Genomic DNA, 17,921 nt, shown 5'->3' on the forward strand with positions numbered 1-17,921 from the left:
TGGTGCCGGCTCCGGATCGGTTGGGTCAGGGGGTGGTGGCGATGAAGTGGCCCGCCTGGTCGACGACCACATCCGTGCTGCCACCGCTGTTGTTGGTCAACGTCACGGAACCGTTGGCACCCACTCGCACCACCGCGGCGTTAGATGCCGTCTCCCCGGCCACGAAGTTGACGTTCGAGACGGCGGACGGCGCCTCACCCCTGGGCTGTGCGATGAGGACACCCGCTGCGGTCGGCCCGGTGACCGTCAGGTTGGCGACCAACGCGGTCGGCTTCGGCGCCGTGTCGTTGCCGTTCGGGTCGAGGTAGGGCACCGGAAGGTTGAGCGACGAGAACGACGCCAGCCTGCTCCCGCCGGCCCCGGACCGGGTGTCGAGGATCCGTCGGGGGCCGTACGGGACGAAGCCGTCGGTGGCGCCGCTGCCGTACCAACCGGCCAGATCCGCGAGCACGTGGGTGGTGCCGGAGCTGACGTTCTGGATGACGAGCCGGCCGTTCACCACCGGCACCGTCACCAGGTTGGGGATGGTCTGGCCGGTGACGAAGTTCAGGTTGGACGCCGTCGGCACTGACGAGCCGGCCGGGTACACGGTGAGAACCCCGTTCGCCGTCGGCTGGGTGGCCGTCACGTTCAGCACGACGGCCTTGGCACCCGACGGCACCCTCCCGGAGAGATCCAGCACCCGGTAGCTGTTGGCGGGGACCGGCGCGCCTCCGTTGGCCCGAGTGTCCAGCACGCGGGTCGGCGCCAGCGGCTTGAAGCCGTCACCGAGACCGGAGTAGAAGCCCTGCAGGTCGACGACGACGTGCACCGTTCCACCGGCGTTGTTACGGATGCGCAGGTTGCCGTTGGACATGGGCACCGTGACCTGGTTCGGCACGGTCTCGCCGGGAACGAAGTTGACGCTCGACCCCTGGGGCGTCGTCGTCCCGTCGGGGTAGACGCTGAGGTATCCGGCGGTGGCCGGCTGGGTGGCCGTCACATTGAGGACCACCGCCGTGATGTTCGAGGCCGAGACACCATTGATCGACATGACCGGCAGGACGATCTCCGAGTTGGCCGCGATGGGAACTGTGGTGCTGATCCCGACGGCGGAGCGGGTGTCCAGCAGACGGGTCGGCGCCACCGGGGTGAACATCGCGCCGAGGCCCGTGCAGTACCCGAAGTTCGGCTCGAAGACGATCTCCGGTACCTCCCGGAAGTTGTCGAACCGGACGACGGGGCTCTGGACGCATGCGGTGCCGGCACGGGAGAGCCGCCGCTCGGCCGGTTCGATCGGCCCCACTCGATAGAAGCGGTCCGGGGTGAGCTTGCGGATCACCTTGCCCACCGGGCCGTCGGTGGTCCACGAGTGGGTGACTGTCAGAGGGTGCACGAACTCGAGCGAGGAGCCGCCGGGCTTGCGACGGATCTCGTCAATGCCGTCCAGGGTCGACTGGCCCTGGAGTTCGACAGCGCCCCGGTCGTGATACCCGTTACCCGTACCGGTGTTGGCCACGGTCGGCGCGTCGGCGTGCGCGTTGTCGAGCAGGTCGGTGCGGGTGACCCCGGGTGCCGTCGCGTCGGCGGAGTCGACCGCCGGCGATGCGGCGGTCAGTGGGATCCAGCCGCGCCGGGTGCCCTGCTGCTCGCCCAGCAGCACTGGAGCCAGGATGTCGTGGTCGCCCTGCCCGGTGGCCGCCCGGAACGACGCCAGGTCGGCGTGATCGGTGTCGCCCCACCGGTAGACAGCCCCGCCACTGGCCGGGTCGACCAGGTTGTAGTCGGCCGCCGTGCCGGTGGTGGCGGCGGTGGAGACCGAGATCGCGGGAGCGGTCGTCGGGTCGGCGCAGGCCCCCGGCGCCGGGACGGGCCCGGAACCGGTACGCAGGATGTTGTTCCGGATGCTCGCGCCGGTCGAGGCACCGGCCAGCACGATCCCGGTCGCGCAGTCGGTCACCACGGTGTTGCCGGTGATCCGGGCTCCCGGCGCGTCGGTCACGGCGACCCGGGTCTTGAAGAAGGTGCTGGCGGTGACCACCGCGCCGGTGACGCCCGCCTCGAGAGCCACGCCGGTGCCGGAACCGGAGAACCAGCCCCGACTGACCGTGACGGCACTGGACGAGCCCGTCACCCGGACGGCGGGCAGGGTGCCGGCGCCTGCGGCGATACCGTCCACGGTGACCCGCTGGGCCCCGCTGATCAGAGCCGGCACCGCGTCGCCGCGGCCGGTGAGCGTGAAGCCCTCGACGACGACGTCATGCACGCCGGAGATCGTCAGCGGCGTACCACTGAGCGAATAGTGGCCGACCCGGACCGCGCCGTACGGCGTGTTGACCGCACGCACGACGATCGGCGCGGACTCCGTGCCGGACCGCGTGACAGTCACATTCTCCGCGTAGTCCCCCGCCTGCACGAGCACCGTCTGACCCGGCTGGGCGACCGCCAGAGCGGCGCCGATCGTGCAGTAGGGCGCGGCCTCGCTGCCGTCGCCGGCCGGCTTGCAGTTGGACCGGCTGACGTACACCTCGGTGCCGGCGCTCGCGGCCCAGGCCGCGGCTGGCGCGGGCGCCGCCACCGCCGGCCCGGCGGGCCCGACCAGGCCCACACCCGCCAGCAGCGGTACGACCGCAAGCTGCAGTGAACTGTGTCTTCTCATCAACTGTCCCCCGTGGAAGTCGAGCAATTCTCAACGCAGCCTATATTTACGTCCGCCGTGCCGCTGTCTCGTCACCCGCCGGCAGGAAGAGAGCGGCCGCCCACACCGCTGGGTGCGGCAAGGACGCCGGCCGTTCTGGTATTCGACGGGTCACTGCGCGGCGGCGATGAAGTGTCCCGCCGATGGGTGTGACGTCGACCGGACGGCACGGCCGTCCATCGCCGAGACGATGGACGGCCGTGAGACTGGTGCGTTGGAGTCAGGACGCGGCGGCGATGAAGTAGCCCGCCTGGTCGACGATGACGTGGGACGTACCCCCGCTGTTGTGGAAGAGGTCGACGCCCGAGCCCACCGCGACCACCGCGGCGTTCGACGCCGTCTCGCCGGCGACGAAGTTGACGTTCGAGGCGGTGGGGCGCTGCCCGCCGCCCGGGTGCACGGTGAGCACGCCCGGCGTGGTCGGCGCGGTGACTGTCACGTTCCCCAGCAGGGCGGTCGGGGCGGGGCAGGCCGGGTTGCAGATCGCCTCGCTGCGCAACGGTGCGAACCGGATGGTCTCGCGGGCAGCGAGCGGAGCCGGGGTACGGCCGGGAAGCCCGACGCTGTACCGGGAGTCGACGATCCGCTTCGGTGTCATCGGTACGAAGGTCTGGGTGGCCTGCGGACTGAACCAGCCGGCCAGGTCCGCGACCACGTGCGTGGTGCCGGAGCTGTTGTTGAAGATGTTGATCTCGCCGTTCGACAGCTGAACGGTGACCAGGTTGGGGATGGTCTGCCCGGCGACGAAGTTGAGGCTGGACGCGGCCGGCGCCACCGAGCCGTACGGGTAGACGGTGAGCACACCGCTGGTGGTCGGTGCGGTGACCGTCACGGAGAGGACGACCGCGGTCGCGGAGGCGGGCACCCGGCCGGAGAAGTCGAGGGTTCGGGTGCCCTTGGCCGGGATCGGGGCTCCCCCGCTGTCCCGCGTGTCCAGAACCCGCGTCGGTGGCACCGACGCGAAGCCGGAACCGGTCGCGGCGTAGAAGCCCTGGAGGTCGGCGACCAGGTGGACGGTTCCCGAGCCGGCGTTGCGCAACATCACCGACCCGTTGCGGACCGGCACGGTGACCTGGTTCGGCACCGTCTCCCCGGCGACGAAGTTGACGCTCGACGCACCACTCGATTCGCCGCCCGGGGAGACACTGATGTAGCCGGCGGAGGTCGGCTGGGTCACCGTCACGTTGAGCACGACAGCGCTGATGTCCGCGGCCGGGACGCCGCCGATGATGCCGATCGGCAGTTCGATCGTTCCGAAGCCCGCCACCGGCCCGGCGGTGGACACACCGATCGGTGCCCGGGTGTCCAGCACCCGGGTCGGGGGGATCGGTACGTAACGCGCGCCGACCTGGGTGCAGACCCGCTCCCCGCCCCCAGCGGGCATCCGGAAGTCGGAGACGCTGATCTGCACCTGGACGCAGGCATCCCCGGCCCGTCGCAGCGTGAACTCCGCCGTCGCCGCGTCGGTCACCCGCCAGAAGTGCTCGCCGTCGAGGTGGTACGCGTACCTGGCCCGCACCTGCTCGACCGGCCAGGTCTGATGCCAGCCGGTCCGCGCGACGATGTCGAACGGCCCGCCACCCACCTTGCGTTCGACACGGAGCGGATCCTCGGTGACAGCCGAGAACGCCTCTACCGCTCCCCGGTCGCGGTACCCGCTGCCGGTGCCGGTGTTGGGCACGCCCGGATCGTCGGCGAAGGAGCCGGCGAGCAGGTCGGTGTCCAGCACACCGGCGGCGGTGGCGTCCGCGGAGTCCCGAGCCGGCGACCCACCCAGGGTGAGGAGGTAGTCACGGTGCAGTGCGTTCGTCCACACGAGCTTCGGGTCGGCCGCGAGGTCGTGCGTGGCGTGCCCCGTCGCCGTCACGAAGGAGGCGAGGTCCGGGTAGTCGATGCCCGCCCAGTTGTACAGCGCGCCGCCGCTGAGCGGGTCAATCAGGTTGTAGTCGGTGCCGGTCCCGGGGACGGACTCGGCGGACACCCGGATGCCGGGGGCGAGCGCCGGGGTGGCGCAGCGCTTGCGCTGGCTGGCGGTGACGACGATGTTGTTGTGGATCGAGGTGCCTGGTGAACTGCCGGCCACGTCGATGCCACGCCGACAGTCGACGTAGACCGTGTTGCCGGTGATGGCCAGACCGACAGCGTCCGTCGCGACGAGACCGGATTTGTCGAACTGGTTGGCGGTGACGGTCGTACCGGTCACGCCGGGCTCGATCGACACGGACGAGGCTTGGGCGTCGCGGATGACGCTCCGGCTGAGGGTCACCGCGTCGGACTGGCCGCTGATTCGCACGCCGGTGGCGCTACCGAGGCCGTTGTGGATGGTGAGCTTGTCGAGACGTACCCGTTGGGAGTTCCGCACCGTCACGGCGTCGGCGAGATTGGCCCCGAACACGACCAAGCCCTCCACCGTCACGTCGTGTACGCCGGTGAGATCGAGGATTGTCCCGGTCACCGAGGTGGTGTCGAAGTTGCCGACCCGCGCCATCTGCCAGTTGACGTTCACCGCACGGAAGATGATCGGCGCCGATTGGGTGCCGGAACGGGTGAACCGCACGCTCTCCCGGTATTCCCCCGGGTGCACCAGAACCGTCTGGCCCGGGCCGGCCACCGCCGCCGCCTCGGAGATTGTGCAGAACGGCCGCTCCTCACTGCCGTCGCCGCTGCTCTGACACCATTGCTCGCTGACGTGCAGCTCATCGCCGGTTGCGGCCGCCGTGAGCGGTGCGGCCGCTGGCGCTGCCGCGGCGGACGCCGCGGGACACACCAGGGCCGCGCCGCCAATCAGTGGTACGAGCGCAAGCCGCGCCCAACGTCGGATGTCCATCCTGGCCCCCGTGCCGAAGTCGATCAATCAAGCTCGCGGAGAATACCGTGATCAATACAAATGCGGATCTCTCCGACTGGGCCGCTGGGCTGGCCGATCGGCTGGACTTCCGGGTCGATCGACGCAGCGGCCGGGAATCGGATCGAACCGATGCCCGGCCGCTGCGGTACGCCGCGCCTCAGTAGGCCGAGGCGATGAAGTATCCGGACTGGTCAGCGATGAGGTGAGCCGTACCGGAACTGTTGTTGAAGACATCCACGTACCCGTCGGACTTCGACACGACCAGGTTGGAGGCGGTCTCCCCGGCCACGAAGTTCACGTTCGACGCGGTCGGCCTCGTCGCCCCGCTGGGGTACGCGGTCAACACGCCCGCCGCCGCCGGCGCGGTGACGGTCAGGTTCAACACCCCGGCGGTCACCCGTGGACATCCCGTTCCGCACCAGTCAATGGAGATCGGGGCACCACCGACGGCGAATGCGGGGAACGGGCCGGAGTGCGACGTCCTGATCCACCCGGAGTCGTCACGGGAGTCCGCAACCCGGCCCTCCGACGGCACGTAGGTCTGGTCCGCACCCGACGCGGCCGAGCCGAAGTAGCCGGCCAGGTCGGCAACCACGTGGGTGGTCCCCGAACTGACGTTGCGGAACATCACCTTGCCCGCCACCACCGGCACCACGACCAGGTTCGGGATGGTCTGTCGGGCCACGAAGTTCAGGTTCGACGCCAGCGGCGCCGGGGAACCCTCCGGGTAGACGCTGAGGACACCAGCCGTCGTCGGTGCGGTGACGGTGACGTTGAGGATCGCGGCGGTGGCGTCCACCGGCAGCTTTCCGGAGAGGTCCAGACGTCGCTCACCGTTCGCGGCCAGTGGGCCGCCGGTGCCGGTACGGGTGTCCAGCACCCGCGTCGGGTCGAGCGTCTTGAACCCGGAGCCCTGCCGGCTGTAGACGCCCTGCAGGTCGGCGAGCAGGTGGACGGTGCCGCCGCTGCGGTTGACCAGCCGGACCACTCCACCGTTCACCCTCGTCATCACCAGGTTCGGAACCGTCTCGTTGGCGACGAAGTTGACGCTCGACGAGCCGAGTTCGCCGGACCATCCACGAATGCTGATGAAGCCGGGCATGGTGGGCGCGGTGACGGTGAGGTTCAGCACCACTGCGGTGATGTCGGCCGCCGACACACCACTGACGGCCGGAATCGGCACTGTGACTTCACCGTTGGCCGGCACCGGGGCGGTGGTGGCGGTGCCGATCCGCGACCGGGTGTCCAACAGCCGCGTCGGGGCGGTGGGCGTGTACCGCGTGCCGACCCTGGTGCAAACGGTTCCATCCGTCGTCTCGGCCCACCGGAACCCGGTGTAGCTGATCGAGACGTAGGCACAGCCCTTGCCAGCCTCCCGGAAGGATGAGTCCACCGAGCGGGCCGACGTGACAATCGGGTAGCGCTTACCGTCGAACCGGTAGGAGATCGTGCCACCCTCTCCGTCCACCGGCCAGGCGAACTGCGGTGCCACCGTCGCCGTCACAGCGAACGAATCGTCACCGGGCTTCTGCCGCAGGTCGTACTGTCCCTTCCCCGGAGAGCCCTGAGCCTCGACCGCGCCCCGGTCGTGGAATCCATTGCCCGTGCCGGTGTTCGCCACGGCGGGGTTGTCGCTGTGCGGGTTACCGAGCGTGTCGGTGCGCGTGACACCCGGTGCCAGGGCGTTCGCCGAGTCCACGGCCGGCGAGGTCGGATCGGCAGGGAAGAAGGTCTTGGGTCCTCCGCTCGTACTCCCGGCGACCAGCGGATCGGCGGTGATGTCATGGCCGCCCTGCCCGGTCGCGGCCCGGAACGACGCCAGGTCGGAGTAGGCCGTGCCCGCCCACTGATAGACGGGGCCGCCGCTGATCGGGTCGATCAGGTTGTAGTCGCTGACGGTTCCCGTGGCCGGCGCGGCGACCGCGATGGCGATCGCGTCCTGCGGCGTCTTGCAGGCGACGTGAAACAGGCTCGTGCGCACGATGTTGTTCTGAACCGAGAGCCCGGTCGAGTTGCCGACCACGTCGATGCCCCGCACGCAGTTGGTGAGCACCGTGTTGTTGGTGACGATCGTGCCCGGAGCATCGGTGGCCAGCAGACCACCGAAGTGCAGCTGGTTGTTGACGACCATCGTCCCGCGGACACCCGGATCGATCCGGATGGCGGGAGCCGTCGATTGAGTCAGGAACGCCCGGCTGATGGTGACGTCGCTGGAGTTGCCGGTGACGTGCACGGTTGCCGGAGCACGATAGGCGCGCGCCGCGATGTCGTTGATGGTGACTCTCGTCGAGGCGTCGACCACAACGGGCACCACCGTGTCGGTGTCCTCAACGATGAAGCCCTCGACAACAACGTCATGCACACCAGTGAACCTGAAGACGGTGCCCACAACGGTGTCACCGATGTTGCCGACGGTGATCCGACCAGACCAGGTGGCGACGGCGCGGAACGTGATGGGTGCGGTCTCCGTGCCAGACCGAGTAAAGGTGACCGTCTCCGGATAGTCTCCGGGCTGCACCAACACCGTCTGGCCGGGCTGCGCCACCGCTGCCGCCGCCGAAATCGTGCAGTACGGCGCCGCTTCGGTGCCGTCGGCGCCCGACGTGCAGTCCTTGCCGCTCACGTAGAGCTCGTTCGCCGAGTTGGCCGCGGCTCGGGCGACCGGCTCGGGAGCCGCCGCCACCGCGGGCGCCGCCGGGCCCACCAGGCCCACACCAGCGAGCAGCGGTACGACCGCAAGCCCTGTCACTATTCGTCTGTCCATCACGCACCCCCGTGCAAGTCGATCATGCGGGCATGAGAGTACCGCGATGGTGAACGATGTGATCAGCTCCGATCGGTCGGGGCCCTCGCCCGTTCGGCCGCATCGTGTCAGTCGTGCCGCTCGGTGCGCTCGATCTCGGTGAACGCCGCGCTCAGGTAGCCGTCGAGCGGCCGGCCCGTCACCGCCAGCAGGTCGGCCACGAGCAGTGGGGCGTGCCGGGCGAGCGCCGCCGGGCCGGGTGGCGAGTCGTCCTCGCCGGGGTCGTACACGCCGAGCGCCCCGGCCAGCAGGACCAGCACGACGTGCGGGTCGACGTCCGGTCGCCAGGGGGCCGCCGCCCGGACGCACCGCTCCAGCACCTGCCGCACGTCGTCACCGTCCAGCCCGTCCGGATGGGTCGCCTCCAGCAGCAGCCGCACCACAGCGCCGAGCACCAGCCCTGAGCGTTCGGCCACGGCGAGCCGGCCGGAAGCCACCTCGTACGCCTCGGTGTCCTGGTTTCTGGCGGCCTCGACCGCGTCGGTGGCGGCGCCGGCGATCTCGCGGGCGGATGCGGGCAGGTGTCGCCAGGTCACGCTCACCGGGCCAGCATGGCAGAGCGCCCCGACAGCCGCCGCCTGGGTAAACGGTTCGCACGATGTCGCACCCGGCGAACAGAATGTCGGTCATGTTGCGTCGCGCCCTCCCTCGCCGCCCAGAAGCTCGCCGGCTCCTCGTCGGCACTCTGTTGTCGGCGATCGGGCGCGGCCTCACCCTGCCGTTCCTCTTCATCTACCTCACCGACGTACGCGGCCTCACCGACACCCGGGCCGGGCTGGTGATCGGCTGGTACGGCGCGGTCACCCTGGCCCTGTCGCCACTGGGCGGGACTCTGATCGACCGGTTCGGGGCCCGCCGGGTGGTGCTGCCGTGCCTGCTGATCGAGGCGGTGGGCACCGGCTCGCTGGCCCTGGTTGATTCGAGCGCCTCCGCGTTCGCGGTGATGACGGTGATCGCGGTTGGCAGCTCGGCGATCTGGTCCGGGCAGAACACCATCCTCGCGTCGCTGACCGGCGACGACGAGCGGCAACGCGTCTTCGGGCTGAACTTCGCCCTGCTCAACCTGGGCATCGGCATCGGTGGCATGACCTCCGGCGCGATCGTCGACACCGGCAGGCTCGGCACCTTCCAGGTGATCTACCTGCTGGACGCGGTGACCTACCTGCTGCCGGCACTGATCCTGCTCACCCTGCCCGGCGTGGGCCACCGACTCGGCAACCCTCGGGGCGTCGACGAGCCGCCGGCCGGCGGCTACCTGACCGTGCTCCGGGACCGCCCGTTCCGGCGGCTGGTGATCTTCGGGTTGATCCTCACCACCTGCGGCTACGCACAGGTCGAGGTGGGCTTCGCCGCGTACGCGGTGCGGGTCGTGGAGGTGAACCCCCGGGTGGTGGCGTGGGCGCTCGCGGCGAACACCGTGATGATCGTGCTCGCGCAACTGCTGGTGATCCGCCGCATCGAGGGGCGCAGCCGCACCCGGGCACTGGCCGTGGTGGGTGCGGTGTTCGCCACCGCCTGGTTGGTCCTCGGCGCGGGCGGTCTGGTCAGCGGCGAGAGCGCCCTGTTCGCCGCCCTGTGCGTGGTGGCCTGCTCGGCGATCTTCGGCTTCGGCGAGACGATGCTCTCGCCGGTGATGCCCGCGCTGACCAACGCACTGGCCACCGACGAGCTACGCGGCCGATACAACGCCATGAGTTCGATGATCTTCGGAATCAGCGGTGTCATCGGCCCGGTTACCGCCGGCCCGCTCATTGGCGCCGCCAACGGCATGGTCTGGGTGGCGACGGTGGTCGGCGGCTGCCTGGTCGCCTCGCTGGTCGCGCTGTCCCTGCGCCGCCTACTCAGCACCGAGCAGGATGGCCTCGCAACCACCGCCCCGGCATCCCCCACGCCCGTCCCCGCCTGACAACCCCCACCCCCCCACCCCCCACCCCGCACCCCGCACCCCGCACCCCGCACCCCGCACCCCGCACCCCGCACCCCGCACCCCGCACCCCGCACCGAAGATCCGCGCAACTTCCCCGATGTTGCTGTCTCCGACACCTTGGGCTCAAGTGGTTGTTGCAACGGGGTGGATTCTCGTCAGGATGAGGGGTCATGCCGGGGCAGAGGTTGTCGTGCGCGGAGCGGGCGCAGATTGAGGTGTTGTTCGGTCAGGGACTGAACTGTCCGCAGATCGCGGTGGTGATTGGGCGGGATCGTTCGACGGTGTGGCGGGAGTTGTCGCGTAATCACTGTGGCACTGGGGGTCGGGTGCCGTCGGGGCGGCGGCATCCGCATGGTCCGGCTCCGGGGTATGTGGCGGGGGTGGGTTACCCGAAGGGGTGGGGTGGGGTGTATCGGTGGAAGTACTGTCACCGCAACGCTCAGGGCAAGGCCGACGGGCGGGCGCGGCGTCCTCGTGAGGGGAAGTTGCGTCCGAGGTGGGGGCGGGCGTGGCCGTCGTTGTGGCAGACGGTCAAGGATCGCCTGAGCCAGCGGCACTCGCCGCAGCAGATCGCCCGGTCGTTGCGGCGGGAGTTTCCTGACAGGCCGGAGATGTGGGTGTCACACGAGACGATCTACCAGGCGATCTACTTTCAGGCTCGGGGTGGGATGCGCCAAGAACTCGCCCGGCAGGTCGCGTTGCGCTCGGGGCGTTCTGGTCGCCGGCCGCAGTCGCGTCAGGCCAGCGCGGCCCGAGGCCGGCCGTGGGTGCGGGACTTCCACATCTCGACTCGCCCGGCGGAAGTCGCCGACCGGGCCGTGCCGGGGCACTGGGAAGGCGACCTGGTCATCGGCGCCCGAGGCTCCAGCGCGATCATCACCCTGGTCGAACGGGCCACCCGATACGTAATGCTCGGCGCTCTGCCCGAATCGCGGGTCAGTGAACAGGTCATCGACACCCTTACCGCCCTGATGCGCCGCCTACCCGCCGAGCTGCGTAAGACCCTGACCTGGGACCAGGGCATCGAAATGATCTACCACCCCATCTTCACCCTGGCCACCGACTGCAAGGTCTACTTTTGCGACCCCCACAGCCCATGGCAACGCGGCAGCAACGAGAACACCAACGGTCTCCTGCGCCAGTACTTCCCCCGCTCCAGCACCGACTTCCGCACCTGGACCCAGGACGACCTCGACGCCGTCGCCCGAGAACTCAACGGACGACCACGCCAAACCCTCGACTGGCAGAATCCCGCCTAGGTACTCCACCAACACCTGGTTGCAACCGCCACCTGAAACCGCCCACGCTGGAGGCAGCAACATCCCCGATGTTGCGCGGATCTTGATCGCGGATCCGCCTGATCCGCCTGGACCGCCGCGCAGCCGAACTAGCGTGCGGCCGGGCGCGGGCAGGCCGGCGGCCGACCGGGCGGGCAGGTGGAGGAAGCGACCGGGCACGGCAGGCCGGGGCGGGCGGCGCGAGGCTGGACGGGGCGGGCCGCACCGGGCGTGGGCCGGGCACGACGGGCCGGCCAGGGGCGGGGCACCGCGGGGCAGGGTGGAAGACGGACGAGACAGGGCCGGGACACGGGTCGGGCCCCGGAGCATTCGCTCCGGGGCCCGACGTCGCGGGGGCGACCGTCAGGGGGCGGGGACCTCGGCGGTGGTGCGGATCCGGTCCAGCGTCGGCGCGGAGACCGGCGACTGGGCGGTCAGGTAGTCCACGAAGGCGTCCAGGTCGATCTGGCCGGTGACCTGGTTCGTGCCGCCGGTGAGGGCGCTGAACCCGTCGCCGCCGCCGGCCAGGAAGTTGTTCACGGTGACCCGGTACGTGGCGGCGGTGTCGACGGCGGTGCCGCCGATGGTGAGGCTGCCCCGGACCACCCGGGTGCCGGCGCACGGGTCGGCCGTGGTGCCGGTGGTGCCGTTCGGGTCGACCACGTAACCGACGGTGGCTGACGGGTACAGCGTCCGGGCGGTGACGAACTGCTGTTCCAGTACGCAATAGAGCTGCGCGCCGGTCAGGTCCAGTGTCACCAGGTTGTTGGCGAACGGCTGCACCGTGAACGCCTCCTCGTAGGTGACCGGGCCGGCGTCGAGGTCGGCCCGGACCCCGCCCGGGTTCATGAACGCGGCGACCGCGCCCTCTTCGTCGTCGGTGGCGGCGAGTTGCGCGTCGGCGATCAGGTTGCCCAGCGGCGATTCGCCCAGGCTCGTACCGAAGAGGGTTTCCTGGCTCCGGGTGATCGCGGTGTTGGTCACGCCGACCTGGCGGCCGGCGACGGGGCCGAGGACGGTCTTGTACCGGTTGATCAGCGCGGTCTGCTTCGGGTCCTTGGCGACGTCCCGGGTGACCACGACGTTGTTGGCGGAGGCGGTCAGGATGTCACCACTCCGACGGTCGATCTTGAGGTCGATGTCGGTGACGAGGCGCCCGAACGAGCTGGCGCTGGTGACCAGTTTGTCGTTGATGTTGCAGTTGTACGCCTGGTGGGTGTGGCCGCTGACCACCACGTCGATCGACGGGTCCATGCGGTTGGCGATGTCCACGATGGGTCCGGTCATGCCGACGCAGTCGTTGATGCCGCCGGTCGCCGCCTGGGTGCCACCCTCGTGCAGCAGCACGACGATCGCCTCGACGCCCTTGCGGCGCAGCTCACGGGCGTACCGGTTGGCGGTGTCGGCCTCGTCGGCGAAGGTGAGGCCGGCGACGCCCTGCTGGCTGACGATCTGCGGGGTGCCTTCCAGGGTCATCCCGATGAAGCCGACCTTGACGCCCTGCACCTTGTGGATCGCGTAGGGGGCCAGCAGCGGCTTGCCGGTCGCGGTCTTGAAGGCGTTCGCGGACAGGTATTTGAAGCCGGCTCCCCGGTAGGGGGTGCCGTCGGCGCATCCGTCGACCGGGTGGCAGCCGCCGTTCTGGATGCGCAGCAACTCGGCCGCGCCCTCGTCGAACTCGTGGTTGCCGACGCTCGCGTAGTCCAGACCGGCCATGCTCAGCGCTTCGATGGTCGGCTCGTCGTGGAACGCGGCGGAGAGCAGCGGTGACGCGCCGATCAGGTCACCGGCTGCGACAGTGATGGTGTTCTTCTTCTTGGCGGCGGCGCGCAGCTCGGCCAGGTGGGTGGCCAGGTACTCGACGCCGCCCGCGGTCTGCCCGGCGATGGTGCCGCTGGACCCGCTCGGCGGTTCGAGGTTGCCGTGGAAGTCGTTGAGGGCCAGCAGGGTGACGTCGACCGGCTTCGGCCGCGCGTCGGCTTCCTCAGGGCTGGTGGCGACCGCGCCGAACGCGGCCACCGCGAGCACGGTCAGACCGACAGCGGCCCGACGCGTCCTGGTTATGGACATGGATCTCCTCGTGAGAATCGGCCTGTGCGGTGCCCGGCCCCTGGGTCGACCGGGCCGGCGACCCGACACCGTCGGAAGGGTCGTGGTCGGCGGCGGTTGGGGTTGGCCGCCCGCTCCGACAGCCTCTCATCCGGAGGGCGACCGGGCGACCCAGGCAGCATGTCGGAGCTGCGGGTCGGCCCGCACCAGGATCGATCCCAGGCGTGGTCGTTTGCTGCTGTCTGCCGGACAACGTCGGACCTGAGGTCTAGAAAGGACGAGAGGATCGACACGGACGGAGACGGCATCGTGAGCGGAACGACACCGACGGTGGAGCAGGTGCGATCGGCGGACGGCACGCCCATCGCGTTCGAACGGTCCGGGGGCGGGCCGGCGCTCGTCCTGGTCGGTGGTGCGTTCAACGACCGCAACACGACCCGTGCGCTCGGCGAGGCGCTGGCACCCGACTTCACAGTGTTCGGCTACGACCGTCGGGGTCGTGGGCACAGCGGCGACACCGCGCCGTACGAGATCGGCCGGGAGATCGACGATCTGGCCTCGGTGATCGCGGCGGCCGGTGGTTCCGCGGCGCTCTACGGCATATCCTCCGGCGCGGTCCTGGCCGCCCTCGCCACCGCGCAGGGTCTGCCGGTGACCGGCTTGGTCCTGTTCGAGCCGCCGTTCCAGGTTGGTTCGCACGTGGGCGTCCGGAAGGACATCACCGCGCGGCTCATCGAGCTGATCGCCGCCGACGACCGGGACGGCGCGGTGGAGGCTTTTCTCACCGCGTCGGTGGGCTTGCCGGCCGAGGCGGTCGCCGGGATGCGGGCGCAACCGGTGTGGGGCGCACTGACCGCGATCGCGCACACCCTGCCGTATGACGCGGCGATCACCGCGGGCGGACGACTGCCCGCTGACCGGCTGGCGGCGATCACGGTGCCGACCCTCGCGGTGGACAGCACCGGAAGTCCACAGTGGTTGCGGGACGGCAGCCGGGCCGCGGCGGAGGCGGTGCCCGGCGGGCGGTCCGTCAGTCTCGACGGTGGCAACCACGAGGTGCCGCCGACGACGCTCGCCCCCGCGCTGCGCAAGTTCCTGCTCGGCTGACGGCCGCCAGGCCGCCGTGACGAAGCGACCCCACCAGGCCGACGTGACGATGCCTCCCCGCCAGGCCGACGTGACGGAGCGACCCCGCTAGGCCGACGTGAAGAAACAGCCACCGCCGGGCGGAATGGCGGCGGTCAGGGCCCGGCCAGCGCCTCGCTGACCAGGGCGGCGACGGCGTCCGGCGGCCAGGCGTCCGCCACGCCGGGCCGGACTTCCAGATAGCCGGCGATGCGTTCGGCCGGCCAGCCGTGCGACTCATGCAGACCACGGGCGATCATGCGGAGGTACGTCGGGGCGGGTGGCCGGCACCGTACGGCGGACGCACCCTCCGGTGCGGTGAAGGTGAGCATCGGTACGCCGCTGCGGCTGCCGGGGCAGACGAGCGTCTCGTACCGTCCGGGGCCGAGCGTGGCCCGCCCGCCGGCGATGGCGGCCTCGATGGCCGCAGCTGTCGTTTCGGTGAGGTGGGCGGTGTCGCCCGCTGGGCGGTACATCTCCTGGGCGGCGATGTCGGTGAACTGGTCCACTGTCACCAGGTAGGCGCGGGCGGCGGCCTCGCCCGGCAGGTGCGGGTCGTAGAACGCCATCCCTCCGGTCCAGGCGCGGGACTCGCCGGCGAAGTAGATGCCTCCGGGCAGCGACACCGGCACCGACGTGCTCGGTGGGCGTCGGTCCCGGCACCCCGGGTACGTCCGCATTCCGCCGGGCGGGCAGCCACCGCCGATGTACCAGGCCAGCCGGGCCGCGTGCATGTTCGAGCCGTACGCGACGTACCAGACTCGCACCGACGACGCCTTCAGAAGCCGCAGGTCTGGCCGGCGGAGTGGCTCACCTGCACGGTGTGCGTCACGCAGCCGCCCGACTCGACGACGTGCAGCAGGAAGGCGGTCGGCTCGTCGACCCAGCCGATCTGCTCGTCGGCGCTCATCGTGAGGGTGCTCTGCTTCCAGGTGCTGGGTGCCACGGTGAGCACGGTGCCCGCGTACGCCGTGGTGACCGGGCGGTGCAGGTGGCCGGCCGCGACCCGGACGACGTGCCGGTGCCGGCCGATCACCTCGGCGAGCGCATCGCCGTCGGCGAGCCGGATGGAGTCGGCCGCGGGGATGCCGACCGCCACCGGCGGATGGTGCAGGCAGATCACCGCGGGCACCTCGGGCCGCCCGGCGAGCACCCCGTCGAGCCAGCCGAGCTGCTCCTCACCGAGGCGACCACCGTCACTGCCGGGGACGAGCGAGTCGAGCACCACGATCGACGCCGCCTCGTGGTCGACGTGGTAGTAGGCGGAGAAGCCGCCACCGAGCCACTGGGTGCCTCCGAACGCGTCGAGCAGCGACTCCCGGTCGTCGTGGTTGCCGGGGACCAGGTGCACCGGCAGCGGGAACCGGCCGATCAGCTCGCGCAGCGCCGCGTACTCGTCTGGTCGCCCGTGGTCGACCAGGTCGCCGGTGATCACCACGCAGTCCGGGCGGGGGCGCAACGCGAGCACCCGGCCGAGCGCGCGGTGCAGCCCGGCGGCCGGCGTGGGGGCGAGCAGGCCGGTGGTCAGGTGCGGGTCACTGAGCTGAGCGATGATCATGGATCGTCTCCTCGGCGCCGGGGTTCTCACGCTATCGCCGGGCGCTGGTTCGCGGTGCCCGCTGCCCACAGGCTGCGTCCACAGCCTGTGGATAGCACATGTGTACGAATAGGGTCGGTTTCGCACAGTCGTGAGTACGCTTGATCGCGCGGCTCGGCGCCGGCCGGGCTCCTCCCCTACCTGGAACGACGTGCGAGTGGATCATCAGCGAGTCATCCGTGACGTCACCGTCCGCCTGCCGATGGCGTCGAGCACGCCGGAGGCCTGTCGGTGGACGGTCACCGCGCTGTCCCGCCACACCCCGGCGACCATCTCCGTGCTGCTCGCGGCCCACGACCGTCTGCGCTGCGTCGCGGCGACCGGGGCGTGGCAGGTCTTCGCCACGGTGCCGGCGCGCACCGGCATCGTGGGCCGGGTGTACGACACCGGATCCCCCGCCGCCGTCCCGGACGTGAGCGTCGATCCGGATTACCTTCCGGTACGCCCGGACGTGACAGCCGAGCTGTGCGTACCGGTGCTGGACCCGACGGGCCGGGCGATCGGCGTCCTCGACCTGCAGTGGAGTGATCCGGTCGACCTGGAGCCGTGGCGGGAGACCGCACAGCGGGTGGCCGACCGACTCGGCGCGCGGATCGGCGCACTCGGAGGTCCACCGGAGGAGAGCCGCAGCGAGAAACTGCTCCGGCACGCGGCCGCGCTCTCCGCCGCGCCCACCGAGACGGAGGTGTTGAGCGTGGCGGCGTGCGCGGCACGCGAGGTCTCCGCCCTCTCCACAGCGGTGCTTCTGATGGGCGGTCAGCTCGGCCCGTCGCCCGAGACGCCGAGCGACCTGGAGATCCGGATCCGGGCCGAGCTGACCGAGTCGGGCCCGGCCGCGCTGGACCGGATGGTCGACCGGGCACACCGGTACGGAGCCGGCTACACGCTGGGCGAGGCGGGGCATCTCCCGACCGAGGACTACCGGCCACTGACCCGGGCCGGGGTGCGCACGCTGGTCGCCGTGCCGGTGGGGCCGCCCGAGGTCGGCGGGGTGCTACTGGTCGCGGACGACCGCGCGCTGCGCCCGGACCCGACCACCGTCAGCCTGATGGAACTGCTCGCCGGGCAGGCCTGGACGAGCGTGGACCGGCTGCACACGCTGGCCCGACTGCGGGAACAGGCCAGCTCCGACCCGCTGACCGGGTTGCGGCACACCGGCCCGTTCGGGCAGCGGATCGCGACAGCCACCCCGGGGCGTACGGCCCTGCTGGCGATCGACGTGGACGGCTTCAAGACCGTCAACGACACGTACGGCCACCAGGCCGGCGACCGGGTGCTGGTCGGGTTGGCCCGGGCGCTGGAGGGGGCGCTGCGCCACGGCGACGAGCTGTACCGGATCGGCGGCGACGAGTTCGTCGCGGTGATCGAGGTGAGCCGCGCCGAGGAGGCGGTCCGGATCGCCGAGCGGTTGACCGAGGCGGCCCGACGCGTGGGCCGCACGATCAGTGTGGGCGTGGCACTGCCCCGCCCCGGCGAGACCCCCGACCGCACCCTGCGCAGAGCCGACCAGGCCCTGTACGCGGTCAAACGCCAGGGCCGCGACGGCGTCCACCTATCCGCCGCCTAGCCCAACCCCTCGCCGCCCCGCCCGCACCCGCCGTCGCCCGCAACCACCGTC

General features: G+C 70.8%; 11 protein-coding genes. 4 read left to right on the forward strand and 7 right to left on the reverse strand.

The window, feature by feature from the left end; translation table 11 throughout:
• Positions 1-25 precede the first annotated feature (25 nt).
• The 4 genes from O7631_RS03780 to O7631_RS03795 form a co-directional block, all read right to left on the reverse strand.
• On the reverse strand, positions 26-2,638 hold the full coding sequence (locus O7631_RS03780; RefSeq protein ID WP_278143029.1) for a NosD domain-containing protein: 2,613 nt from the start codon (positions 2,636-2,638) through the stop codon (positions 26-28).
• Positions 2,639-2,897: 259 nt separating this feature from the next.
• Complete coding sequence (locus O7631_RS03785) at positions 2,898-5,504, reverse strand: right-handed parallel beta-helix repeat-containing protein (protein ID WP_278143030.1); 2,607 nt, start codon at positions 5,502-5,504, stop codon at positions 2,898-2,900.
• 178 nt (positions 5,505-5,682) lie between these two features.
• Positions 5,683-8,289, reverse strand: coding sequence for a right-handed parallel beta-helix repeat-containing protein (locus tag O7631_RS03790; protein ID WP_278143031.1), 2,607 nt, complete (start codon positions 8,287-8,289; stop codon positions 5,683-5,685).
• Between the two features lie 107 nt (positions 8,290-8,396).
• Complete coding sequence (locus O7631_RS03795) at positions 8,397-8,870, reverse strand: hypothetical protein (RefSeq protein WP_278143032.1); 474 nt, start codon at positions 8,868-8,870, stop codon at positions 8,397-8,399.
• Positions 8,871-8,956: 86 nt separating this feature from the next.
• On the opposite strand from O7631_RS03795, the gene O7631_RS03800 reads away from it, so the two are divergent.
• Together O7631_RS03800 and O7631_RS03805 are read left to right on the forward strand one after the other, a co-directional pair.
• Positions 8,957-10,234 carry an MFS transporter gene (locus O7631_RS03800; protein ID WP_278143033.1) on the forward strand — a complete coding sequence of 426 codons (1,278 nt, stop codon included), beginning with the start codon at positions 8,957-8,959 and terminating at the stop codon, positions 10,232-10,234.
• 191 nt (positions 10,235-10,425) lie between these two features.
• Positions 10,426-11,514, forward strand: coding sequence for an IS30 family transposase (locus tag O7631_RS03805; protein WP_278143034.1), 1,089 nt, complete (start codon positions 10,426-10,428; stop codon positions 11,512-11,514).
• A gap of 381 nt (positions 11,515-11,895) precedes the next feature.
• Here the strand turns inward: O7631_RS03805 and O7631_RS03810 are convergent, their stop codons facing one another.
• Positions 11,896-13,602 (reverse strand): bifunctional metallophosphatase/5'-nucleotidase, encoded by a 1,707-nt coding sequence (locus O7631_RS03810; RefSeq protein ID WP_278143035.1) that lies wholly within the window; start codon positions 13,600-13,602, stop codon positions 11,896-11,898.
• A 288-nt stretch (positions 13,603-13,890) separates the two neighbouring features.
• Here O7631_RS03810 and O7631_RS03815 point away from each other — a divergent pair, with 288 nt between their 5' ends.
• Positions 13,891-14,688 (forward strand): alpha/beta fold hydrolase, encoded by a 798-nt coding sequence (locus O7631_RS03815; RefSeq protein ID WP_278143036.1) that lies wholly within the window; start codon positions 13,891-13,893, stop codon positions 14,686-14,688.
• A 134-nt stretch (positions 14,689-14,822) separates the two neighbouring features.
• Here O7631_RS03815 and O7631_RS03820 read toward each other — a convergent pair whose 3' ends face one another.
• Positions 14,823-15,473, reverse strand: coding sequence for a histone deacetylase (locus tag O7631_RS03820; protein ID WP_278143037.1), 651 nt, complete (start codon positions 15,471-15,473; stop codon positions 14,823-14,825).
• A gap of 11 nt (positions 15,474-15,484) precedes the next feature.
• Positions 15,485-16,264: a phosphodiesterase gene (locus O7631_RS03825; protein WP_278143038.1), complete on the reverse strand. Its 780-nt coding sequence runs from the start codon at positions 16,262-16,264 to the stop codon at positions 15,485-15,487.
• Between the two features lie 196 nt (positions 16,265-16,460).
• Between O7631_RS03825 and O7631_RS03830 the strand changes: the two genes are divergently transcribed.
• On the forward strand, positions 16,461-17,870 hold the full coding sequence (locus O7631_RS03830; RefSeq protein WP_278143039.1) for a sensor domain-containing diguanylate cyclase: 1,410 nt from the start codon (positions 16,461-16,463) through the stop codon (positions 17,868-17,870).
• Positions 17,871-17,921 lie beyond the last annotated feature (51 nt).

The organism is Micromonospora sp. WMMD967, assembly GCF_029626165.1.
Taxonomy (GTDB): Bacteria; Actinomycetota; Actinomycetes; order Mycobacteriales; family Micromonosporaceae; genus Micromonospora; species Micromonospora taraxaci.